The sequence below is a fragment of the Ruegeria sp. CDSC054 genome (assembly GCF_059610645.1).
The window spans coordinates 604,363-623,201 of sequence record NZ_JBXWOA010000001.1 but is presented as its reverse complement, the minus strand read 5'-3'; the positions used below and the strand labels follow the sequence as shown (position 1 = coordinate 623,201).

The 18,839-nt window shown below is 58.8% G+C and carries 21 protein-coding genes; 8 read left to right on the top strand and 13 right to left on the bottom strand.

Annotation, left to right across the window (positions count from 1 at the left end; genetic code table 11):
• The first annotated feature begins 1 nt into the window (after position 1).
• The 4 genes from AC2FGC_RS03065 to AC2FGC_RS03050 all read left to right on the top strand — a co-directional run bounded on the left by AC2FGC_RS03065 (position 2) and on the right by AC2FGC_RS03050 (position 3,421).
• Entirely contained in the window at positions 2–991 is a 990-nt protein-coding gene (locus tag AC2FGC_RS03065; RefSeq protein WP_496722330.1) for an ABC transporter substrate-binding protein, read from the top strand.
• A 153-nt stretch (positions 992–1,144) separates the two neighbouring features.
• Positions 1,145–1,858 (top strand): ABC transporter permease, encoded by a 714-nt coding sequence (locus tag AC2FGC_RS03060; RefSeq protein ID WP_496722332.1) that lies wholly within the window; start codon positions 1,145–1,147, stop codon positions 1,856–1,858.
• Positions 1,851–2,585 carry an ATP-binding cassette domain-containing protein gene (locus tag AC2FGC_RS03055; protein ID WP_496722334.1) on the top strand — a complete coding sequence of 245 codons (735 nt, stop codon included), beginning with the start codon at positions 1,851–1,853 and terminating at the stop codon, positions 2,583–2,585. Before AC2FGC_RS03060 ends, AC2FGC_RS03055 begins: the two co-directional genes overlap by 8 nt.
• A gap of 20 nt (positions 2,586–2,605) precedes the next feature.
• Positions 2,606–3,421: an ABC transporter substrate-binding protein gene (locus tag AC2FGC_RS03050; RefSeq protein ID WP_496781399.1), complete on the top strand. Its 816-nt coding sequence runs from the start codon at positions 2,606–2,608 to the stop codon at positions 3,419–3,421.
• 4 nt (positions 3,422–3,425) lie between these two features.
• Here AC2FGC_RS03050 and AC2FGC_RS03045 read toward each other — a convergent pair whose 3' ends face one another.
• The 11 genes from AC2FGC_RS03045 to AC2FGC_RS02995 form a co-directional block, all read right to left on the bottom strand.
• Positions 3,426–4,298, bottom strand: a complete 873-nt coding sequence (locus AC2FGC_RS03045) for a substrate-binding domain-containing protein (RefSeq protein ID WP_496722338.1) — start codon at positions 4,296–4,298, stop codon at positions 3,426–3,428.
• Complete coding sequence (locus AC2FGC_RS03040) at positions 4,299–4,424, bottom strand: hypothetical protein (RefSeq protein WP_496722340.1); 126 nt, start codon at positions 4,422–4,424, stop codon at positions 4,299–4,301. It lies immediately after the preceding gene.
• Positions 4,425–4,438: 14 nt separating this feature from the next.
• Positions 4,439–5,701 (bottom strand): c-type cytochrome, encoded by a 1,263-nt coding sequence (locus AC2FGC_RS03035; protein ID WP_496722342.1) that lies wholly within the window; start codon positions 5,699–5,701, stop codon positions 4,439–4,441.
• Positions 5,702–6,901, bottom strand: coding sequence for a formate dehydrogenase subunit gamma (locus AC2FGC_RS03030; protein WP_496781398.1), 1,200 nt, complete (start codon positions 6,899–6,901; stop codon positions 5,702–5,704).
• A 27-nt stretch (positions 6,902–6,928) separates the two neighbouring features.
• Positions 6,929–7,279 carry a putative quinol monooxygenase gene (locus AC2FGC_RS03025; protein ID WP_496738704.1) on the bottom strand — a complete coding sequence of 117 codons (351 nt, stop codon included), beginning with the start codon at positions 7,277–7,279 and terminating at the stop codon, positions 6,929–6,931.
• Positions 7,280–7,390: 111 nt separating this feature from the next.
• Complete coding sequence (gene fdh3B, locus AC2FGC_RS03020; protein WP_058273836.1) at positions 7,391–7,984, bottom strand: formate dehydrogenase FDH3 subunit beta; 594 nt, start codon at positions 7,982–7,984, stop codon at positions 7,391–7,393.
• 11 nt (positions 7,985–7,995) lie between these two features.
• Positions 7,996–10,890 (bottom strand): formate dehydrogenase subunit alpha, encoded by a 2,895-nt coding sequence (locus AC2FGC_RS03015; protein ID WP_496781397.1) that lies wholly within the window; start codon positions 10,888–10,890, stop codon positions 7,996–7,998.
• 128 nt (positions 10,891–11,018) lie between these two features.
• Positions 11,019–11,207 carry a ubiquinol-cytochrome c reductase iron-sulfur subunit N-terminal domain-containing protein gene (locus AC2FGC_RS03010; protein WP_058273834.1) on the bottom strand — a complete coding sequence of 63 codons (189 nt, stop codon included), beginning with the start codon at positions 11,205–11,207 and terminating at the stop codon, positions 11,019–11,021.
• Positions 11,208–11,268: 61 nt separating this feature from the next.
• Positions 11,269–11,880 (bottom strand): TorD/DmsD family molecular chaperone, encoded by a 612-nt coding sequence (locus AC2FGC_RS03005; RefSeq protein WP_496722350.1) that lies wholly within the window; start codon positions 11,878–11,880, stop codon positions 11,269–11,271.
• 4 nt (positions 11,881–11,884) lie between these two features.
• Positions 11,885–12,469, bottom strand: a complete 585-nt coding sequence (locus AC2FGC_RS03000; RefSeq protein ID WP_496722352.1) for a DUF3306 domain-containing protein — start codon at positions 12,467–12,469, stop codon at positions 11,885–11,887.
• Positions 12,466–13,020, bottom strand: a complete 555-nt coding sequence (locus AC2FGC_RS02995) for a DUF3305 domain-containing protein (protein ID WP_496722354.1) — start codon at positions 13,018–13,020, stop codon at positions 12,466–12,468. Before AC2FGC_RS02995 ends, AC2FGC_RS03000 begins: the two co-directional genes overlap by 4 nt.
• 263 nt (positions 13,021–13,283) lie before the next feature.
• Here AC2FGC_RS02995 and AC2FGC_RS02990 point away from each other — a divergent pair, with 263 nt between their 5' ends.
• Complete coding sequence (locus AC2FGC_RS02990) at positions 13,284–15,236, top strand: 4Fe-4S binding protein (protein ID WP_496722356.1); 1,953 nt, start codon at positions 13,284–13,286, stop codon at positions 15,234–15,236.
• On the opposite strand, the gene AC2FGC_RS02985 is transcribed toward AC2FGC_RS02990, so the two are convergent.
• Entirely contained in the window at positions 15,230–15,958 is a 729-nt protein-coding gene (locus tag AC2FGC_RS02985) for a c-type cytochrome (protein WP_496738698.1), read from the bottom strand. The two genes, AC2FGC_RS02990 and AC2FGC_RS02985, sit on opposite strands and share 7 nt — an antisense overlap.
• 132 nt (positions 15,959–16,090) lie before the next feature.
• Between AC2FGC_RS02985 and AC2FGC_RS02980 the strand changes: the two genes are divergently transcribed.
• The 3 genes from AC2FGC_RS02980 to AC2FGC_RS02970 are packed head-to-tail and all read left to right on the top strand — an operon-like array spanning position 16,091 to position 18,323.
• Complete coding sequence (locus tag AC2FGC_RS02980) at positions 16,091–17,152, top strand: Mrp/NBP35 family ATP-binding protein (protein ID WP_496722359.1); 1,062 nt, start codon at positions 16,091–16,093, stop codon at positions 17,150–17,152.
• Positions 17,149–17,844 (top strand): biotin/lipoate--protein ligase family protein, encoded by a 696-nt coding sequence (locus AC2FGC_RS02975; protein ID WP_496722361.1) that lies wholly within the window; start codon positions 17,149–17,151, stop codon positions 17,842–17,844. Before AC2FGC_RS02980 ends, AC2FGC_RS02975 begins: the two co-directional genes overlap by 4 nt.
• Complete coding sequence (locus AC2FGC_RS02970; protein ID WP_496722363.1) at positions 17,844–18,323, top strand: DUF6505 family protein; 480 nt, start codon at positions 17,844–17,846, stop codon at positions 18,321–18,323. The genes AC2FGC_RS02975 and AC2FGC_RS02970 overlap by 1 nt, the downstream gene beginning before the upstream one ends.
• A gap of 3 nt (positions 18,324–18,326) precedes the next feature.
• On the opposite strand, the gene AC2FGC_RS02965 is transcribed toward AC2FGC_RS02970, so the two are convergent.
• Entirely contained in the window at positions 18,327–18,827 is a 501-nt protein-coding gene (locus tag AC2FGC_RS02965; protein ID WP_496781396.1) for a flavin reductase family protein, read from the bottom strand.
• Positions 18,828–18,839: the final 12 nt, after the last annotated feature.

The following is an 18,839-nucleotide window of genomic DNA, read 5'->3' as shown; positions in this document are numbered from 1 at the left end:
GATGAATAAGCTACTCAGCGGGGCGATAGCCGCCTTTAGTCTGGCCGCCAGTTCGGCTTTCGCTGCGGATGAGGTGACATTGCAACTGAAGTGGGTCACGCAGGCTCAGTTCGCGGGCTACTATGTTGCCAAGGACAAGGGGTTCTACGAGGAAGAGGGGCTGGACGTCACTATTCTGCCCGGCGGACCAGACATTGCACCGACGCAGGTGATCGCAGGTGGCGGCGCTGACGTGACCGTCGAATGGATGCCCGCCGCGCTGGCTGCACGCGAAAAGGGTCTGCCTCTGGTTAATATCGCGCAGCCGTTCAAAAGCTCGGGTATGATGCTGACCTGTTGGAAGGATGCCGGGATTGCCGCGCCAGAAGACCTTAAGAATCGCACGCTGGGCGTCTGGTTCTTTGGCAACGAATTCCCGTTCATGAGCTGGATGAGCCAACTGGGCATCGACACGGGTGGCAAAAGCGAAAGCGGTGTGGAGGTTCTGAAGCAAGGCTTCAACGTGGACCCGCTGCTGCAGCGTCAGGCCGATTGCATCAGCACCATGACCTATAACGAATACTGGCAAGTCATCGATTCCGGCGTCAACCCGGATGAACTGGTGACCTTCAAATACGAAGATCAGGGCGTCGCGACGTTGGAGGACGGCCTGTATGTTCTGGAAGAGAACCTTGGGGATGCTGCGTTTGTCGACAAGATGGAGCGCTTCGTTCGCGCCTCAATGAAGGGTTGGAAATACGCCGAAGAAAATCCGGATGAGGCGGCCGATATCGTGCTGGAAAACGATGAGACCGGCGCCCAGACCGAAGAGCACCAGAAACGCATGATGGGCGAGATCGCGAAGCTGACCTCAGGTTCGAACGGTTCGCTGGACCCTGCCGATTTTGAGCGCACCGTTGCCACCCTGCTGGCGGGTGGTTCCGATCCTGTGATCACCAAGCAGCCAGACGGCGCTTGGACGCACCAGATCACGGATGCGGCTCTGAACTGATCCGCTTCGCACTGACTGAAAAGGCGCGGTCCCAATCGGGGCCGCGTTTCCTGTTTCTTATGTCGGAAATGTGTCTGTACTTGAGATCGAAATGGCGTAGAATTCTATGAATATCAACGCATTTCGTACGAAACTGGCGATATTCCGAATAAAATGCAGGGATTTGCAGCAGAATTCAATACGGCGTTCACTCTGATCCTGAATGGGGATTCAGAGCTTTGGGCGATTGTGCTGCTTTCCCTGAAAGTTTCCGTTTTTGCCGTACTGATTTCTGCACTGATTGGCATGCCTGTTGGCGCTGCGCTGGCTGTTGCACGCTTTCCGGGGCGGCGGGTTTTGATCATTCTTATGAATGCGCTGATGGGGTTTCCGCCGGTGGTCGTAGGCCTGCTGGTCTATCTGATGTTGTCGCGATCCGGGCCTTTAGGCGTGCTTGAACTGCTCTACACACCAACCGCGATGATCATCGCGCAAGTGGTATTGGTGACACCCATCATCGCTGCATTGACCCGGCAGGTGGTCGAGATGCTGGCTGAAGAATATTCGGAACAGCTCCGATCCTTGGGCGTGTCGCGGCTGGCGTCTGTGCCAGTACTTCTGTGGGATGCGCGGTTGGCGCTGGTCACGGCGTTGCTGGCCGGATTTGGTCGCGCTATTGCCGAAGTTGGGGCGGTCATAATCGTTGGCGGCAACATCAACCACGTGACACGGGTGATGACGACGACCATCGCGTTGGAAACGTCCAAGGGAAATCTTGCGCTGGCCCTGGCGCTCGGCGCGATCCTGATCGGTATTGCCATAGCGGTGAACGCCATGGTCAGCACGCTCAGCCTGCGGGCTGAGAGAGAGGGGTTGCGTCATGCGTGATCTGGTCTCGGAAATGGCGCGGCGCATCACTGTGAAAGGATTGAAGATTGCGCGTAATGGCACCGCATTGCTGGACGTTCCGCACCTGACATTGAGCGGGCCGGGGCCGACCTTGATCCTTGGACCGAACGGCGCGGGCAAAAGCCTGTTGCTGCGGTGTCTGCACGGGCTGATTGCCCCGGACAGGGGGCACGTGGAACAAGACGGAGTTCCTTTGAATGCTGATCACAAGGCCCGTCAGGCGATGGTATTTCAGCAGCCCGTCCTGCTGCGCCGGTCCGTTGCAGCCAATCTGGATTTTGTCCTGAAACGGCAGGGCCTGCAGCGCGTTGCTCGCAAGACGCGTATTGCTGAATTGCTGGCCCAAGGCGGGCTGGAAGGCAAAGCCCGGCAATCGGCCAGATCGCTGTCGGGTGGTGAGGCGCAGCGGCTTGCTATCCTGCGCGCGCTGGCGTTGGACCCGGATACCTTGTTTCTGGACGAACCGACCAGCGCGCTGGACCCCGGCGCCACTCAGGTGATTGAGCGGATGATCCTGCGCGCATCAGAAGGGGGGGTGCGCATTGTCATGGTGACCCATGACATCGGTCAGGCGCGCCGGCTGGCATCGGATGTCGTCATGATGCAGGGCGGTCATGTGGTTGAACATGGCGATGCGCGTCAGGTATTGGACGATCCCAAAAGTGATGCCTCGCGCAGGTATCTTGCCGGCGGATTGGTGACATAACAAAAAATCTGGAGTTTAGAATGATCCGGAATTTCATTCGGGCAGCATTGGTTTCACTTGGCTTGTTTACAGGTCCGGCCTTAGCCGAAGAACCATTTATCGTGGTGCAATCAACGACCTCGACCCAAAATTCGGGACTGTTGGATTACATCCTTCCTTGGTTCGAGGCGGAAACCGGGATCGACGTGCGCGTTGTTGCTGTGGGCACCGGGCAGGCGATCCGTAACGCAATCAATGGGGATGGTGACGTTCTGTTGGTCCATGCAAAGGCGGACGAAGAGCAGTTTGTCGAAGACGGCTGGGGCGTTGAACGATTTGACGTGATGTATAATGACTTCGTTCTTGTCGGTCCGAAATCAGACCCGGCCAAGGTGAAGGGCGGATCGGATATCGTGGCCGCTTTGACCGCGGTATCTGAGGCCGAAGTTCCCTTTGCATCACGCGGGGACGACAGCGGAACGCATAAGGCCGAAATGCGCCACTGGAACGACGCCGGAGTAGATCCGGCTGCGGAATCGGGTACGTGGTACAGGGAAACCGGTTCAGGCATGGGCGCGACGTTGAACGTGGCCAGTGGCATGGATGCTTATACCCTGACGGATCGTGCGACGTGGGAGTCCTTCGGCAACCGTGGAAACCTTGAAGTGTTGGTCGAAGGTGACCCGCGCTTGTTCAACCAGTACGGCGTTATTCTGGTGAACCCCGAAAAACACGCGGGTGTAAGGGCGGCGGCAGGGCAGCGGTTTGTTGATTGGCTAATCGGCCCGGACGGGCAGGCAGCCATCGAGGCCTTTGAGTTGAATGGTCAGCAGCTGTTCTTTCCGAACGCGAAATAGGGGATCACCCGCTGGCGCCATTGTGGTGGATCGTTCCCAGACCGGACAGGTCATACCCACCAAACTCATCGGCGCGGGTCAGGAACCGGTCGGACTGCACAAAGCAGAGCAATTTCAGCATCGGGTCATCGAAATAGGCCCGACGCCAAATCGCCAGGTCCAGCCGTTCGGTATGCGTGGGAACAAATCCCAGATCGTACAGCCCAGCCAATGCGCCTAGTCCGAACCCGACCTCGGCCTTGTTGTCATGCAGGGCAATGGCCAACTCTTCTTCTGTGCGGGCGCAAGTGGGCAGGGTTTCCAGATCGTTGCGGGTTATTTCGTGGGCCTCAAGCTGTGCGTCGAACAACCGTTGGCTGGCCGCGCTGTCCTGACGCAGGATGACACGTCGGCCTTTTAGCTGCGCAAAACCCTGAATATCCGACGTGCCCGGTGCCAGCAGCAACCCACGCTGCCGCTGCGCGATTTCGAACAGAACGACCGGGGCCTCACCCAAAGCGTCTTTCAGGGTTTGGGTGTTGAACCCGCCATCCTCATGAATGTGCAGCGCTGCCGCCTGCGCGTTGCGGTCTTTTAGACGGGTCAGCCCGTCGAACGAGCCATCATAATAGGTCGCCAGCCCCGAACCACTTTCGCGCAGCGCCCAGTCCAGCAGCGGATCGTGACTGCCAGCGACAATCGGGGGCAGGGGCGGTTCGGCCACTTCCGGGCCGGATCGCGAGGCGTTCAGCCATGCAATCACCTCGGCCCGCGGGAACAGCAGTTTGCCCATGGCACGCACGCAAGGCACCTCACCCGATGAGGCCAGGTCATAGGCCTTCCGCTCGCCAATGCGCAGCAGATCGGCCAGTTCCTTGGTGGTCAGATATTCGGACATTCAGTCGAGACGCACAGCCGAGCTGGTGCCGGCATCCGCAGCACTGAAACCGATCTGTTGCAGCGTATAAGGCGCGGCGACAGTAATCACCGCCATTACGGCGACAGCAGCTAGAAAGGCTTTCATAGTTCTCCTCCGGCTCAGTTTTCTGTTGCCGTGGCGCGGCGTAGAAAGGCGATAAGGTCGTCCCTGTCCCTGGGTTCGGTGATCCGTTGCATCGGCATCTTCGACCCCGGAATGTAATGGTCCGGCCCTTCGTCAAACAGAGCGTTTATCGTTTCTTCATTCCAAATGATATCAGAGTCTTGCAGCGTGTCCGAGTAAAAATATCCCCGTAGGGTACCCGCTTTGCGCCCGAACACACCGTGGAGCGTCGGACCTGCGCGGCGTTGGCCATCCGGGGTCAGGCTATGGCAGATCGAACATTTGCGGGCGAACTGACGTTCACCGTTTTCCATTTCCTCGGGATCTTTCAGAAAGCTGGGCTCAGCCGCAGCCATCTGTTCCTGATCTCCCAGCGCAGCGACTGGCCAGCTATACATGGCCTCGTCAATGCCGCCCGCGTGCAGGTTTTGACCATCGGGCGAGAAGGCCAACGCCCAGACCGGGCCGCGTAGGGTGGCCCTGAAGTCCTGCGCAATACGCCATTCGGCTGTGTCGATCACCATGATGTATCCCTCGCCGTCTCCTACAGCCAGCATGCTACGATCAGGGCTGAGGGCCAGCGCCAGAATCGGGCGGCGTTCCAGCGTGAAATCACGCTCGTCACCGGTTGTCAGGTCGAGGACGCGAGTGACGCCATCAACCGCACCGTAGGCAATCCAGTTATCCCGCTCGTTCAGCACCAGCTCGTTGATACCAAAGCCGTGTTCAACAAACCGGTTGGTTTCCTGCCCGGTGGCGACGTCCCATATACGCAATGACCCGTCGATGCCCGCGGAATAGAGCTGTGAACCATCGTTCGAGAATTCGACAGCGTTTATACCACTGCCAGTAGGGCCGAGGATCGACGGCGCCGAACCGTCAACTGGCCATAGGCCGATTGTGCCGTCCCAACTGGCCGTTGCCACATGGGTTTTGGATGCGGCCACGCCCACGATCTTGCCTTTGTGCTGACCCACAACCTGACCTTCGGGCCACCGGCGCAATGTAAAGTCATCTCCTGCCGAATAGATCGCGGTGCCGTTGAAAACAACTGAATTGACAGCCGCTTCGTGGCCATCCAACCATTTTGGGGATTGATCCGTCCAAACACCGACCGAGTTGTCAAAACTTGCTGTTGCGATCCGACCGTCTGGCGCTGTGGCGATCCCCATGATGGGTCCGCCATGGCCCTTGAGCGTAAAGAACTCGGCCATTGCGGGCAGGGGCATCAGTGCCAGAGCCAGAACCAGCTTGCGCATTTATTCGGCGGGCGAGGCCGCCCCTTCGCTGACCTCTTTTGCCTGCACCTCTTCCAGCCACAGCGAGTGATGCTCGCGCGCCCATTGCTCTTCAACCTCTCCGGTTCCCATGGCGTCAAAGGCACCTTCCATGCCGACCGAGCCCAGATAGATGTGGGCCAGGATGATCGCGATGAACGCATAGGCGACCATGACGTGCCAGATCTGGGCGTATTGCATCTCTTCCTGCGGGGACATCTGCACGGGCAGGTTCAGCCCAAGCATCTGCGGAATACCGGTCGAATTCGCGATCGAGAAAGTCTTGGCAAACAGTGGCATTTCGAATGGGAACAGCAATGACAGACCGGACAGGCTGATCGAGACGCCCAGCAGAATGCAAAGCCAGAATATGATCTTTTGTCCGGCGTTGAATTTCTTGGCGGGGGGATGGCTGCCTTTGGTGAACAATCCACCCCCAGCAGCCAGCCATTTCAGGTCGGTGCGGTTCGGGATGTTGTGAGAAATCCAGTTCACGGTCACGATGATCAGCCCAAGCATAAAGGCCCAAGCCAGGTTGTTGTGCAGCCATTTGCAGCCCTGAGCGATGGTCGCGAACCCCTCTTTGCCGAAAACGGGGATCAGGAAATCACGGCCATACAAGGTCAGCAGGCCGGTGATGCCCAGTATCAGGAAGGACCCGGCAAACAACCAGTGCCCGAACCGCTCGATCCCGTTGAAACGCAGAATCTTCCGCCCGGTCTTTTCACCATCAATCCTGATCTTTCCGCGGATCAGGAAAAACAGCAGCAACAGAACAAGCATACCGCCGATGATGTAAGATCCGTATTCACGCAAAGGACCGGTGCGAAAATTTAGCCACCACATGCCGCCGTCCTGGATCAGTACAGTTGCGGCCGGTCCATGAGATGACACGGTCACATCCGCCGAACCGTAGCGAAGTGCGCGATAGACATCGCTGTCCGAGGTCACACCGCGCGTTCCAAGCTGACCAAGCAAGCCTTCGGCATTGCCTTGGCCGGTGTTTTCGGACCGATAGCTGTTGTCGACCTTTTCACCACGCTGACGGGCCATGATATCTTGCAGAGTGGTTGCACCGCCTGTGGCGCTGCGGTCGGATTCTGCAGGAACTTCCGTGTTTTCCTGTGCCCAGGCAAAACTGGCAAGGAAAAGTGGTATCAGCAGCATTTGGATCAGGCGCATCTATCGAATCTCCTGTGTCGTACGGGGTTATCGGTCAAAGCCGCCGACTTGTTCGTGAAAGACTGCTCCTACGGGTGTCAGGGTATCGCGCAGGTCATCTTTTGCTGGTCCGTAAACCTCTAACGTGGTGGGGGTGAGAATTGCCAGAAAACGGTCGGCGAAATTCGCTCCGAAGTTCTGCATATGGATCATTGCGTCATCTGAACTGGCGTAGCGTTCATAGATGTGAACGGTCGACCCTGTACGATGCCACTCATAAGATTTCGCACCACTTTCTGTCAGTGTCGCATCCACCATTTCGGTCATCAGCGCATCAAATGCAGCATCCTGATCGGCCTGCAACTCAAGTTTCAGCAGCCAGTAAATATCTTCGGTCATGAAATGCTCCGCGCAGATTGGACATGCAACCTAAGCTCGACCAAATCCCTTTGGTCGCGCTGTGACGGTCCCGTGGAAGAATACGGGACCGTCTTTTCTTGTCAGACGAATTTATCCGTCTTTCTGGTCGTAGGCTGTGCCCCAACCCCATGCGCCCGAGCCAAACCCGCGCGCCACGACGCGTTCACGGTAGATGGCCGAGACCACATCGCCGTCACCGGCGAGCAGGGCCTTGGTGGAACACATCTCGGCGCAGATGGGCAGTTTGCCCTCGGCGATCCGGTTGCGACCATACTTTGCGAACTCTGCGGTCGAGTTGTTTTCTTCGGGACCACCGGCGCAGAAGGTACATTTGTCCATCTTGCCACGTGATCCGAAGTTGCCCGCCTGCGGGTATTGCGGCGCGCCGAACGGGCACGCATAGAAGCAATAACCGCAGCCAATGCACAGGTCCTTAGAGTGCAGGACGACGCCTTCTTCGTTCTGATAGAAGCAGTCGACCGGGCACACCGCCATGCAAGGCGCATCCGAGCAATGCATACAGGCCACCGAGATCGAGCGTTCGCCCGGGTTGCCATCATTGATCGTCACCACCCTGCGGCGGTTGATGCCCCACGGCACCTCGTGTTCATTCTTACACGCGGTTACGCAGGCGTTGCACTCGATGCAGCGTTCAGCGTCGCAGAGAAACTTTGCTCTAGCCATTATCGTTCTCCTTACGCTGCCGAGATCTTGCAGAGAGTACACTTGGTCTCTTGCATCTGGGTCACTGAATCATAGCCATAAGTCTGGGCGGTGTTGGAACTTTCACCCAAGACATAGGGGTCGGCACCAGCGGGGTATTTATTCCGCTGGTCTTCGCCCTGAAAATGGCCACCAAAGTGGAACGGCATGAAGGCCACGCCGGCACCGACCCTGTTGGTCAGCATCGCCATCACCTTGACCTTGCCGCCCTCGGGACCTTCCACCCAGACCTGTGCCCCGTCACGAATGCCCAGATTGTTGGCATCGCGCGGATTGATCTCGACGAACATGTCCTGTTGCAGCTCGGCCAGCCACGGGTTTGACCGTGACTCATCACCGCCGCCCTCATACTCGACCAGACGACCGGACGTCAGGATTATCGGATAATCCTTTGAAAAGTCGTTCTTTTGGATCGAAGCATAAAGCGTCGGCAGGCGATAGGCCTGACGGTCCTCGTAGGTCGGATAGTCCTCTACCAGATCGCGACGCGGCGTATATAGCGGCTCGCGATGGATCGGGATCGGATCCGGGAAGGTCCAGACAACCGCGCGGGCCTTGGCGTTCCCGAAGGGCGCACAGCCATGCTCGATCGCGACCCGCTGGATGCCGCCGGAAAGGTCGGTCTTCCAGTTGGTCTCTGGTCCTGCAACGGCGTCGATGGCCGCGCGTTCCTCGGCCGTCAGATCGCCATCCCAGCCAAGGTCCATCAGCATCTGCATCGTGAATTCAGGATAGCCATCCTGAATTTCCGACCCGACACTATAGACCCCTTCGGCCAGCAGGTTGTCACCGTCGCGTTCCACGCCGAAACGGGCGCGGAAGGTCAGGCCGCCTTCGGCCACCGGTTTGGACATGTCATAGAGGTTTGGTGTCCCCGTATGACCCATCTCAGCCGTTCCCCAGCAGGGCCAGGGTAGACCATAGTACTCGCCGTCGTTCGGGCCACCGATTGCCTGCAGCGTGGTTCTGTCGAACGTGTGCTGGTTGGCCATGTGGCTTTTCAGACGTTCCGGTGATTGACCGGTATACCCGATGGTCCAGAGACCCGAGTTGAACTCACGCGTGATGCTTTCAACATTCGGCGTTTCCGGGTCGTCCATCTCGATATTGCGGAAGAATCGATCCGCCCATCCGAACTTGTTGGCGAACTTGGCCATGATGACCTCGTCCGGCAGGCTTTCGAACAGCGGTTCAACCACCTTGTCACGCCACTGCAACGACCGGTTCGATGCCGTGACCGATCCACGGGTTTCGAACTGCGTACAGGCGGGCAACAAGTAGACGCCATCGGTGCGGTCGTGCAGAACGGCCGAGACGGTGGGATACGGGTCGATCACGACCAGCATGTCCAGCTTTTCCATCGCCGTCTTCATTTCCGTCATCCGGGTCTGCGAGTTGGGCGCGTGGCCCCACAGCACCATGGCGCGGACATTGTTGTCCTGATCCATGTTTGCCGGGTCTTCCAGAACACCGTCGATCCAGCGGGAAACAGGGATGCCGCGTTCGTTCTGAAGCGGTTTGTCCTTGCCTTCCTTGTCCTTGATCGTGGCGAACTGGCCCGCCAGCCATTCGGGCTCTTCACCCCAGACACGTGCCCAGTGACCCCATGCACCTTTTGACAGGCCATAATAGCCGGGCAGGGTGTGGGACAGAACACCAAGGTCCGTTGCGCCCTGAACATTGTCATGGCCGCGGAAGATGTTGGTGCCACCACCCGAGGTGCCCATGTTGCCAAGCGCAAGCTGCAGCACGCAGTAGGCGCGGGTGTTGTTGTTGCCGTTGGTGTGCTGCGTACCACCCATACACCAGATCACCGTACCAGGGCGGTTGTTGGCCATGGTGCGTGCAACGCGTTTCAGCTGCGAACCGGGGGTGCCGGTGACGCGTTCGACCTCATCTGGGTTCCACTTGGCAACCTCTTCACGGATCTGGTCCATGCCCCAGACACGGGTGCGGATGAACTCTTTGTCCTCCCATCCGTTGTCGAAGATGTGCCACAGAATACCCCAGACCAAAGCAACGTCTGTACCGGGGCGGAAGCGGACATATTCATCCGCATGCGCCGCGGTGCGGGTAAAGCGCGGGTCGCAGACGATCAGCGGCGCGTTGTTCTGCTCTTTCGCGCGCAGAACATGCAACAGCGAGACAGGGTGCGCCTCGGCCGGGTTGCCGCCGATGATGAAGATGGCCCGAGAGTTATGGATGTCGTTGTACGAATTGGTCATGGCGCCGTAGCCCCATGTATTCGCAACACCCGCAACCGTGGTTGAGTGGCAGATACGGGCCTGATGGTCCACGTTGTTCGTGCCCCAATAGGCGGCGAACTTGCGGAACAGGTAGGCCTGTTCGTTGTTATGTTTCGCAGACCCCAGCCAATAGACGCTGTCCGGCCCAGATTCCTCGCGGATACTCATCATGCCGTCGCCGATCTCGTTGATCGCCTCTTCCCAGCTGATGCGCTTCCACTCGCCGCCTTCCTTTTTCATCGGATATTTGAGGCGACGTTCGCCATGGGCGTGCTCGCGAACTGCGGCCCCCTTGGCGCAATGTCCACCCAGATTGAACGGGCTATCCCAACCGGGCTCTTGCCCGATCCAGACGCCATTCTGCACTTCGGCAACGACGGTACAGCCGACCGAGCAGTGGGTGCATATGGACTTGATGTTTTCCACGGCCTGATTGGCCGCTGTCTGGGCACTGGCTGGCGTCACGGTTCCACCCGTGGCGCTGATCGCGGCAAGGCCGCCGATCGTCAGGCCCGAGCCACGCAGGAATGCGCGGCGATCGACGGTTTTCTCGCCGACCTGGGACAGGATACTTGTCCGCTGGGGGCGTCTCGCAACCCCGTTGGTCTTTTTCCTAAGCATTTCTTTCCTCCCTTGCGCGCCGTGTGAGCCACGGCTGGCTTGGTACTGCTGGTGCCGACGTCAGGGCCAATCGCAACCGTCAGTCGGGTGTGACCTCGTCCGGGTTAGAACCGGGCGCTGTCGTCGCGCTAGAAGCGTGCGCTTTTCAAGTATGCGCGCGTGTGCGCGGTGTCCTGAATGCGGTTCTCGTCCGTAGGCAGCTCGGCTGCCTCGGCTTTTCCGCTCAGGCTGGCGGCAGCAACGGCAGCGGGTGCTGCGGTTCCAGCCAATTTGAGGAAGTCGCGGCGCGTTGCGCCTTCTTCCTTGGTCTTGCTCATGGGTTTCTCCTCTCCCATTTGCGAGTTAGCACCCCTTGGGGCGCCGGCGAGTGACAGCGGTTCACGCTGCCGTCATTCGGAAGGCTTCGCGCTCGATCTCCATGAAGACCCGACCGGCTGTGCCGATCGAGGCATAGAGAACCGAGTTTTCGGCGCCTTCCAAATCCGAATAAAAATGCATGGCCCAAGGGCCGATATGTTTGTTCCAGAATGCCCTCTGGTCCTCCAAAGATGCAGCTGCGCCGAAGCGACCAACGATCATGCCCGCCATCATCTCCATCAATGAAGCGATGTTGTCTTCCGGTTCAAAAACATTCCGGGCTCGGGTAATGCCGCGCATCGCCATGTCGTTGCGCAGTTGCGCCAGAGGTTTCTCATTCAGGAATCCAGTGAGGTAGAAACTGGCGTAAGGTAGCAGCTCGCCGCGTCCCAACCCGATGAACAGCGCGTTGAATTCGCGTTCCGCAGCGGCGGGCTTGGTCACTTTGGCGACGCGGGCCATGGCCTGAATGGCCTGTCCAAGATCGGTTTCATCGCCAGTCAGACCGGAAACTTGATCCAGCAGCATCTGATCAGGCGGCGCAGACAGAAGCAGCCCCAGAAAGTTGTAGAAATCCGCGCGCATACGATCCTCTGTCGAGACATTCATCTGTTGCGCTTCACTTGCGGTCATCAGGTTATCCTTCGAATTCAAATTTCATGCGGCGTGGGGCAGGGGTGATTTCTGCATCCTCCGACGCGTCCGGTGTATTTTCAGCCTTAACTATCACAACGGGCTCTGGCGCGGGTTCTGAGGGCGCCACGGGTTCTTCCTGCGGTTCATCCAATTCAAATGCCTCGTCCGCTTCGCTGTCTTCGGCCTCAGCCGCCAGCGCCTCGACATGTGCAAGCATACCTTTTCCAACCTGATATGCGGTCTGAATGTTTTCGATCACGCAGGCGGCGTCGGTATAATCCTCGCCGTAGTCCACAAGGCCATCGACATTGGCCAGAACCGGGTTTAGTCGCCACAGCCGTCGCAAGGCACGACGGCGCAGACGGTCAGGCACCGCCTTGGCCATAAAGCCCGAGACGTCATCGCCCGCCTGCAATTCGTCAGGGTCGGGCAAGTTGAGTTCATTTAGAATCTCCGCATCGGATTTTTCTTCCAGTTCGGCGTGTTGGGCGGCAATGGCCTGTTCTTCAATCGCGATGACCTCGGCCTCGGCTTCCGCCTGTACTGCCGCTTTGCGGCGGGACCAGAAATCGCGGGCTTGGGTCACTGCACGATCCTCCGCGGGGCGCGGTACACGTCTGACTCTTGCCGGATGCGTGCGTCGCCCTTGCCGTCCTCGACCAAATCGATCCGTTTTTTGTCCCGACGGCGTTTCACAAAGACTTCGTCGTTATGACGTTCCAGAGCGAAGTCGCGCACCCAGGCGATCAACCCATCGGTCATCGGAATTTTCTCAACGATCTCTTCACCGGTATCGGCATAGTCCTGACCTTCGAAGGGTGACGCCGTTACCAGCACTGCATCCATCGGCCTTTCGCCATCCAGCGCATCACGAAGGACAAGGTAGATCGACGGCTGGCCGTCCGACAGGTTCACCATATAGGCCTCGGTTTCGTCCGCCCAAAGCGTCAGGGGCAGGGTCGCTGCGTGGTACTCAATGGCCTCGCCTTCACGTCGCATTTCGTGCCAGTCCGCAGGTCCGGCACCGGGCAACACGGCAATGGCGCGCCAATTCCATTTCGCCCAGCGGGTTACACCGGGTGTTTTGCGCACGACGACGCCGATTGGCATTTCAATCTGGCTTGCGGCCTTGGCCACTGGCTCCTCCCCGGAAGGCTCTCCCATGCCTTCCCTGAGGTCCACTATGGTACACAAAGCGCTCAGGTGCCAAGCCCGCTTCGTACGACCTTAGTCGTAATGGCTGGTAGCAAAATAGTGATCCTCGCAAGCGGACACCTTTGTTTATTGTAAAGAATGGGGTTTCCGTGGCCAAATGGCCCGCTGGCCCAAAGGGTTTACATTCCAGCAACGGGGATACAGCCTGAGATGCGAAGAGGTGGAGAAGTATCCGGGGGAGGATCATGGGCACCAAACTACTGTTATGCGATTGCGCCGGGTCTCAACCTCTGAATTCCGACAAGATCGGTTCGGCCTGCGAGATGGAATGTTCCAAGGTTTTCACAGCGCTTTGCACGCGAGAGTTGGAAGCGGCGGCCGCGGAGATACAACAGGGGGACACCATCATTGCCTGCGGACAAGAGCAGGAAGTGTTTCAGGCCCTGGCCGAAGAACTGAATGTGGACGCCCCGGGCTTTGTTGATCTTCGTGACAGGGCCGGGTGGTCTGATGAGGGCGCGGATGCGGCCCCCAAGATGGCTGCCCTGGCCGCCGAAGCCTTGTTGCCGCAGCCGGTGACGCCCAGCGTAGACGTCTATAGCGAAGGCACATGCCTGATCATCGGTCCCGGCGACGTTGCATTTGCACTTGCTGAAAAACTGGCCGTTACGCTTGCAGTTACGGTGCTTGTTACAGATGAGGCCGCGCCCTTTTCGCGCGCGTTCGACGTGGTGCGTGGGCGCATCAAATCGCTCGATGGGGCGTTGGGCGGATTTACTATGCGGCTCGACGCATTTCAGCAGCTTGAACCCGGCGGACGCGGAGCCTTTGCCTGGACAGAGGCACGTGACAGGGCACAATCGGGCTGTGACATCGTTCTGGACCTGACCGGCGACACACCCTTGGTTCAGGCGCCGGGCAAGCGCGAAGGCTATCTGCGGGCTGATCCCAAAGATCCATTGTCCGTCGAACGGCTGGCGTTTGAGGCGGCCCAATTGGTCGGCACCTTCGAAAAGCCACTTTATGTGCGGATGGAAGAAACGCTTTGTGCACATTCTCGGGCTGAACAGGTTGCTTGCACGAACTGTCTGGATATCTGTCCGACAGGGGCGATCACACCTGCGGGCGAGCATGTTGAAATCGATCCAATGATCTGCGCCGGATGCGGTGAATGCGCGGCGGTTTGTCCGTCAACTGCGATCACCTACGAAGATCCGCCGGTTTCGGCGTTGCTGTCGCGGATGCACATCCTGGCGCGCACCTATCGGCGGGCCGGTGGAACCGCGCCGCGCTTGTTGGTGCATAATGCCCACGGGGCCGAGATGATCCGACTGGCCGCCCGTTTTGGACGTGGGTTGCCTGCCGATGTGATTCCGCTGGAGCTGAGTGTGATTTCAGGCTTTGGCCATGCCGAGATGCTGGCTGCTTTGGTGCATGGTTTCGCGCGAGTGGACGTTTTGCTATCCCCAACTACCGAGCGCGATGCGTTGGACCGTGAACTGGCCTTGGCGCTGGCAATTGCGGGGCCGAATGCCTTGGGGTTGGTGGATGAGGCCGACCCGGATGCGCTGTCTGATGTCCTTTATGCGCAAGATGTCCCTCAGCCTTTGGCCGACCCGGTGCTGCCATTGGGCAACCGCCGCCAGATCGCCCGTTTGGCCGCGCAGGCGCTGAACCCCAAAGCTGAAAAGCCGCTGGCCTTGCCGGAAAACGCGCCCTATGGGGCGATCGCTGTCAACACGGATGCCTGTACTTTGTGCCTCAGCTGTGTGTCGCTGTGCCCGTCGGGTGCTTTGATCGATAACCCGGACAAGCCGCAATTGAACTTCCAGCAGGATGCTTGTCTGCAGTGCGGGTTGTGCAAAGGCATCTGCCCGGAAGACGCGATTGCTCTTGTCCCGCAGCTTGACCTGAGCGATGCAGCCCTGTCTCAGCAGGTGCTGAATGAAGAGGAGCCGTTTGCTTGTGTAGAATGTGGGGCACTGTTCGGAGTTAAGTCCACCGTGGAACGGATCATGGAAAAGCTTGCGGGTACACATCCGATGTTTGCCTCCTCGGACAAGGCGCGGATGATCCAGATGTGTGACAATTGCCGCGTGAACGCACAGTTCCAGCAAGAGGACAACCCGTTCCAGTCTAACCCGAAGCCTCGTGTCGTTACGACCGAGGATTATTTCTCAAAACGAAAGGATCACTGAAGCTGTAAGGGCGCACCCAAGTCCGCTGCAGTTATGACCGAGACAAAGGCAAGGATGGCTTCCAGATCATCCAGCGTCATCTCGACGGGATAGATGGGCGATGGACGCTGTGGATCAAACGGAGGTGTCAGCCCGTCGATTTGTGTGAACGAGGGGTGCGGGTTGAGGGCGAAGAACGCCTCGAACCGTTCCGACCAGTCCGGCATGGCGCGCAGCACCGCGAAAGAGGGCGTCGATCCCAGACCATTCATCCGGTTTTTTGGTCCGATCACATGGCACCGACCGCAATGGGTCATCGACAGTTCCTCGCCGCGCAGCGTATCGCCGTCGATCACTGTTTCGGTTTCCACGGCTGCGATGTCGAAGCTGGCCGAGAAGGGCGCGCCTTGCTCTGGCGCATAGCTTTCAACCGTCCGTTTTCCGATATCGGACAGCAGCCAGTCGCGGAACCGCTCATGTTTGGCGTCCTCTTCGATCCGAAGGTGATAGATCACGCCGTCGCGCGCAAACACAGGATCACCCGGAGGCGCGGTTTCAAGCACCAAAACGCCGGCATCATCTGCAATAACCCGGATCCCGGTCTTGAGAGAAAAGCGAGGAAGGATATGTTGCAGCAGACCTGAGTCAGCAACCTCGTCCGGCGCGGCAAGACCAATCGCCTCTTGCGACCAAGAGGGGGTGGCAGAGAGCGTCAGGCTCAGGCACAAGAGGACAAAGCGCATGCCTCAGCCTAACGGCACGGCACCAAATGCGTCAAATGAACTGAATGAGACGGAGACACGTGCAATGAACGGCAACCACAGCTTGTCGATACGCAGAGCCCTGACCACCGGGTTCCAAAAGGAGAATGACGCATGAGTGTTCGTGACGCAGTTCTTGCAAACCTGAGAAAGATCATCGATCCGGTTTCTGGACAGGACATCGTCAGCGCCGGTGTCGTCCGCGCGCTGAACGTTGAAGGGGATACAGTGCGCTTTGTGCTGGAGATCGACCCCAAGCAGGCTGAGCGTATGGAGCCCGTCCGCGCCGCTGCCGAACAGGCCGCGAAACTGGTCGATGGTGTTTCGACAGTTTCCGCGATGCTGACCGCACATTCTGAAAAAGCACCGCCGGATCTGAAGCCCAAGCCGAAACCTTCGCAGACCGGACCGCAGGCCGTGCCGGGTGTGGACAGAATTATTGCTGTGGCTTCGGGTAAGGGTGGCGTTGGCAAGTCCACCGTTTCCGCCAACCTCGCTTGTGCATTGGCAGCCGAAGGGCGACGCGTGGGTCTGCTGGATGCGGATGTTTATGGCCCGTCGCAGCCCCGGATGCTGGGTGTTTCTGGCCGCCCGGCCAGCCCTGACGGCAAAACGATCCTGCCATTGCGCAACCACGGCGTCACCATGATGTCGATGGGTCTGATGACCAATGAAGGTCAGGCCGTTGTCTGGCGTGGCCCGATGCTGATGGGCGCGCTGCAACAGATGATGGGTCAGGTGCAATGGGGCGCGCTGGATGTTCTAATCGTCGACCTGCCGCCCGGCACAGGTGACGTGCAGCTGACGCTTAGCCAGAAGTTCAACGTGGACGGCGCCATTGTTGTCTCGACTCCTCAGGACGTGGCTCTGATCGATGCCCGCAAGGGGATCGACATGTTCAACCAGCTCAAGACGCCAATCCTTGGGATGATCGAGAATATGTCGACGCATATCTGTTCGAACTGCGGCCATGAAGAGCATGTGTTCGGCCATGGCGGTGTGAAGTCCGAGGCCGAGGCGCTGGGCGTTCCTTTGCTGGGTGAAATCCCGCTGCATCTGGATATCCGCGTTGCCGCTGATGGCGGTGCACCGATCGTGGTCAGCAAGCCCGACAGTCCGCAAGCCGAAGCGTTCCGCCAAATTGCGCGCGGCATGATTGCCAAGGGCAACGCATGAACGAGCCGGTCTTTCCCCCTTTGCTGACGGGCCACCCGGTGCAGGGTGGGGAAGACCCGTTCGAGCGCGCGCAGGCAATGGCCGCGCTGGGCTGTGATGGCGGTACCGTGGTTTATAACATTCAGGCCGATCGTCTGCGTGTGGCCATCGTTTTTGCCCCCGAGGTTGTCTTGCGCGATGCGATGGCAATGGTGCCGCTTTGCGCTGTTGGGTTTCAGAACGCGCTGGGCGCGCTGGCCCCGCCTGAGGTCGCGGTTCATCTGGGCTGGGACGGGCTGATCTGTGTGAATGGGGCCAAATGCGGAATGTTCCGTGTGGCAGCTTCGGATGCAGATCCAGAAGCAGAACCGGATTGGCTGATCGTCGGTTGGGATTTGGCGCTGCTGCAAACCAGTCAGGCTCCGGGCGAAAACCCGGATGTCACCGCACTTTACGACGAAGGATGCGCGGATGTCTCGGCAACGCAGCTTGTCGAAAGCTGGTCGCGGCACATGATGACATGGCTGAACCGCTGGCAAGAGGACGGCAACGCGCCTGTGCACGGAGAATGGATAGGCCTGCTGCGCGGAGTGGGAGAGCCCTTCGGTGAAGCGGGCGTGTTTCTGGGAACGGATGAACGGTTCGGCATGCTGATCCGGCATGGTTCAGATACACAGCTTCGCCCGCTGACGGAATTGTTGGAGAACGGATGATGAAACTAGCGCGCGCAATCCATTTCGACGAAAGCGACATGAATGTGTTCCACTCCCCGGCGCGAACCGGGGAATGGTGCATTTCGGGCGGATTCGAGTTCTCAAATTGGGGCGAAGGCGATCTTGAAGGCAAAGCGCGTCAGGCTTTTGCGAATGGCTGGTTGGGTGTGGAAACCTTTGGGCGGGTGACATTCGTCGCGGTCACGCAAGTGGAACAGGCCGAACTGGATCAGATCGCGCAGAGCCTTGCTGAACACTTTGTGCAGCTTTACGGGGCACCGTCGGTCGAGGCCGCCATGGACGTCGCACAGGCCGAGATCGCCCACATGTCCGAGCTGTGTGATGAGCATAACCCAAACACGCTGCTGACCGTCTCGCGTGAGCTGTCAGACGCCGGAGTGCGTGAGGCTTTCCGTGTGATCACGCCGCAAGAAACTCAGCTAGAGGCTCTGGCCGTACATGGGTCATTGGACGAATAACCGTCAGATCAGATCCGCAAAGCCGCCAAATTGACCGCGCTTAAAGATCAATCCTTTGCCGGTGCGGTACATGACCTTTTGAACCTCACCAACAATGATCAGGTGATCCCCCGCATCATGCTGGGCGTGCACCTGACAATCGAACCGGGCCAGACAGCCGGATAATTGCGGTCGGCGCGCAGGGTCGTGGGCCCATTCCGCGTGCGAAAAATCCTTGCCGTCGCGGGCAAAGCGCAGGGCCTGTTCTTGCTGATCCTGCCCCATCACGTGGATCGAATAGTGTCGGCTGGCGTTGAAATCGTCGAACCGGTTGGAGTTTTTGGCCAAGCACCACAAGACGAGGGGCGGGTCTAGCGATACCGACGCGAATGAGTTGACCGTGATGGCCCGAGGGCCCTGATCGGTGTTCGTGGTGATCACCGTCACACCGGTTCCGAAACACCCCAATGCTTCACGGAAAGCGGTGCTTCGATCCGGGGTTGGAGTGAATTGTTTTTCCGTCATTGCGCGCTCATC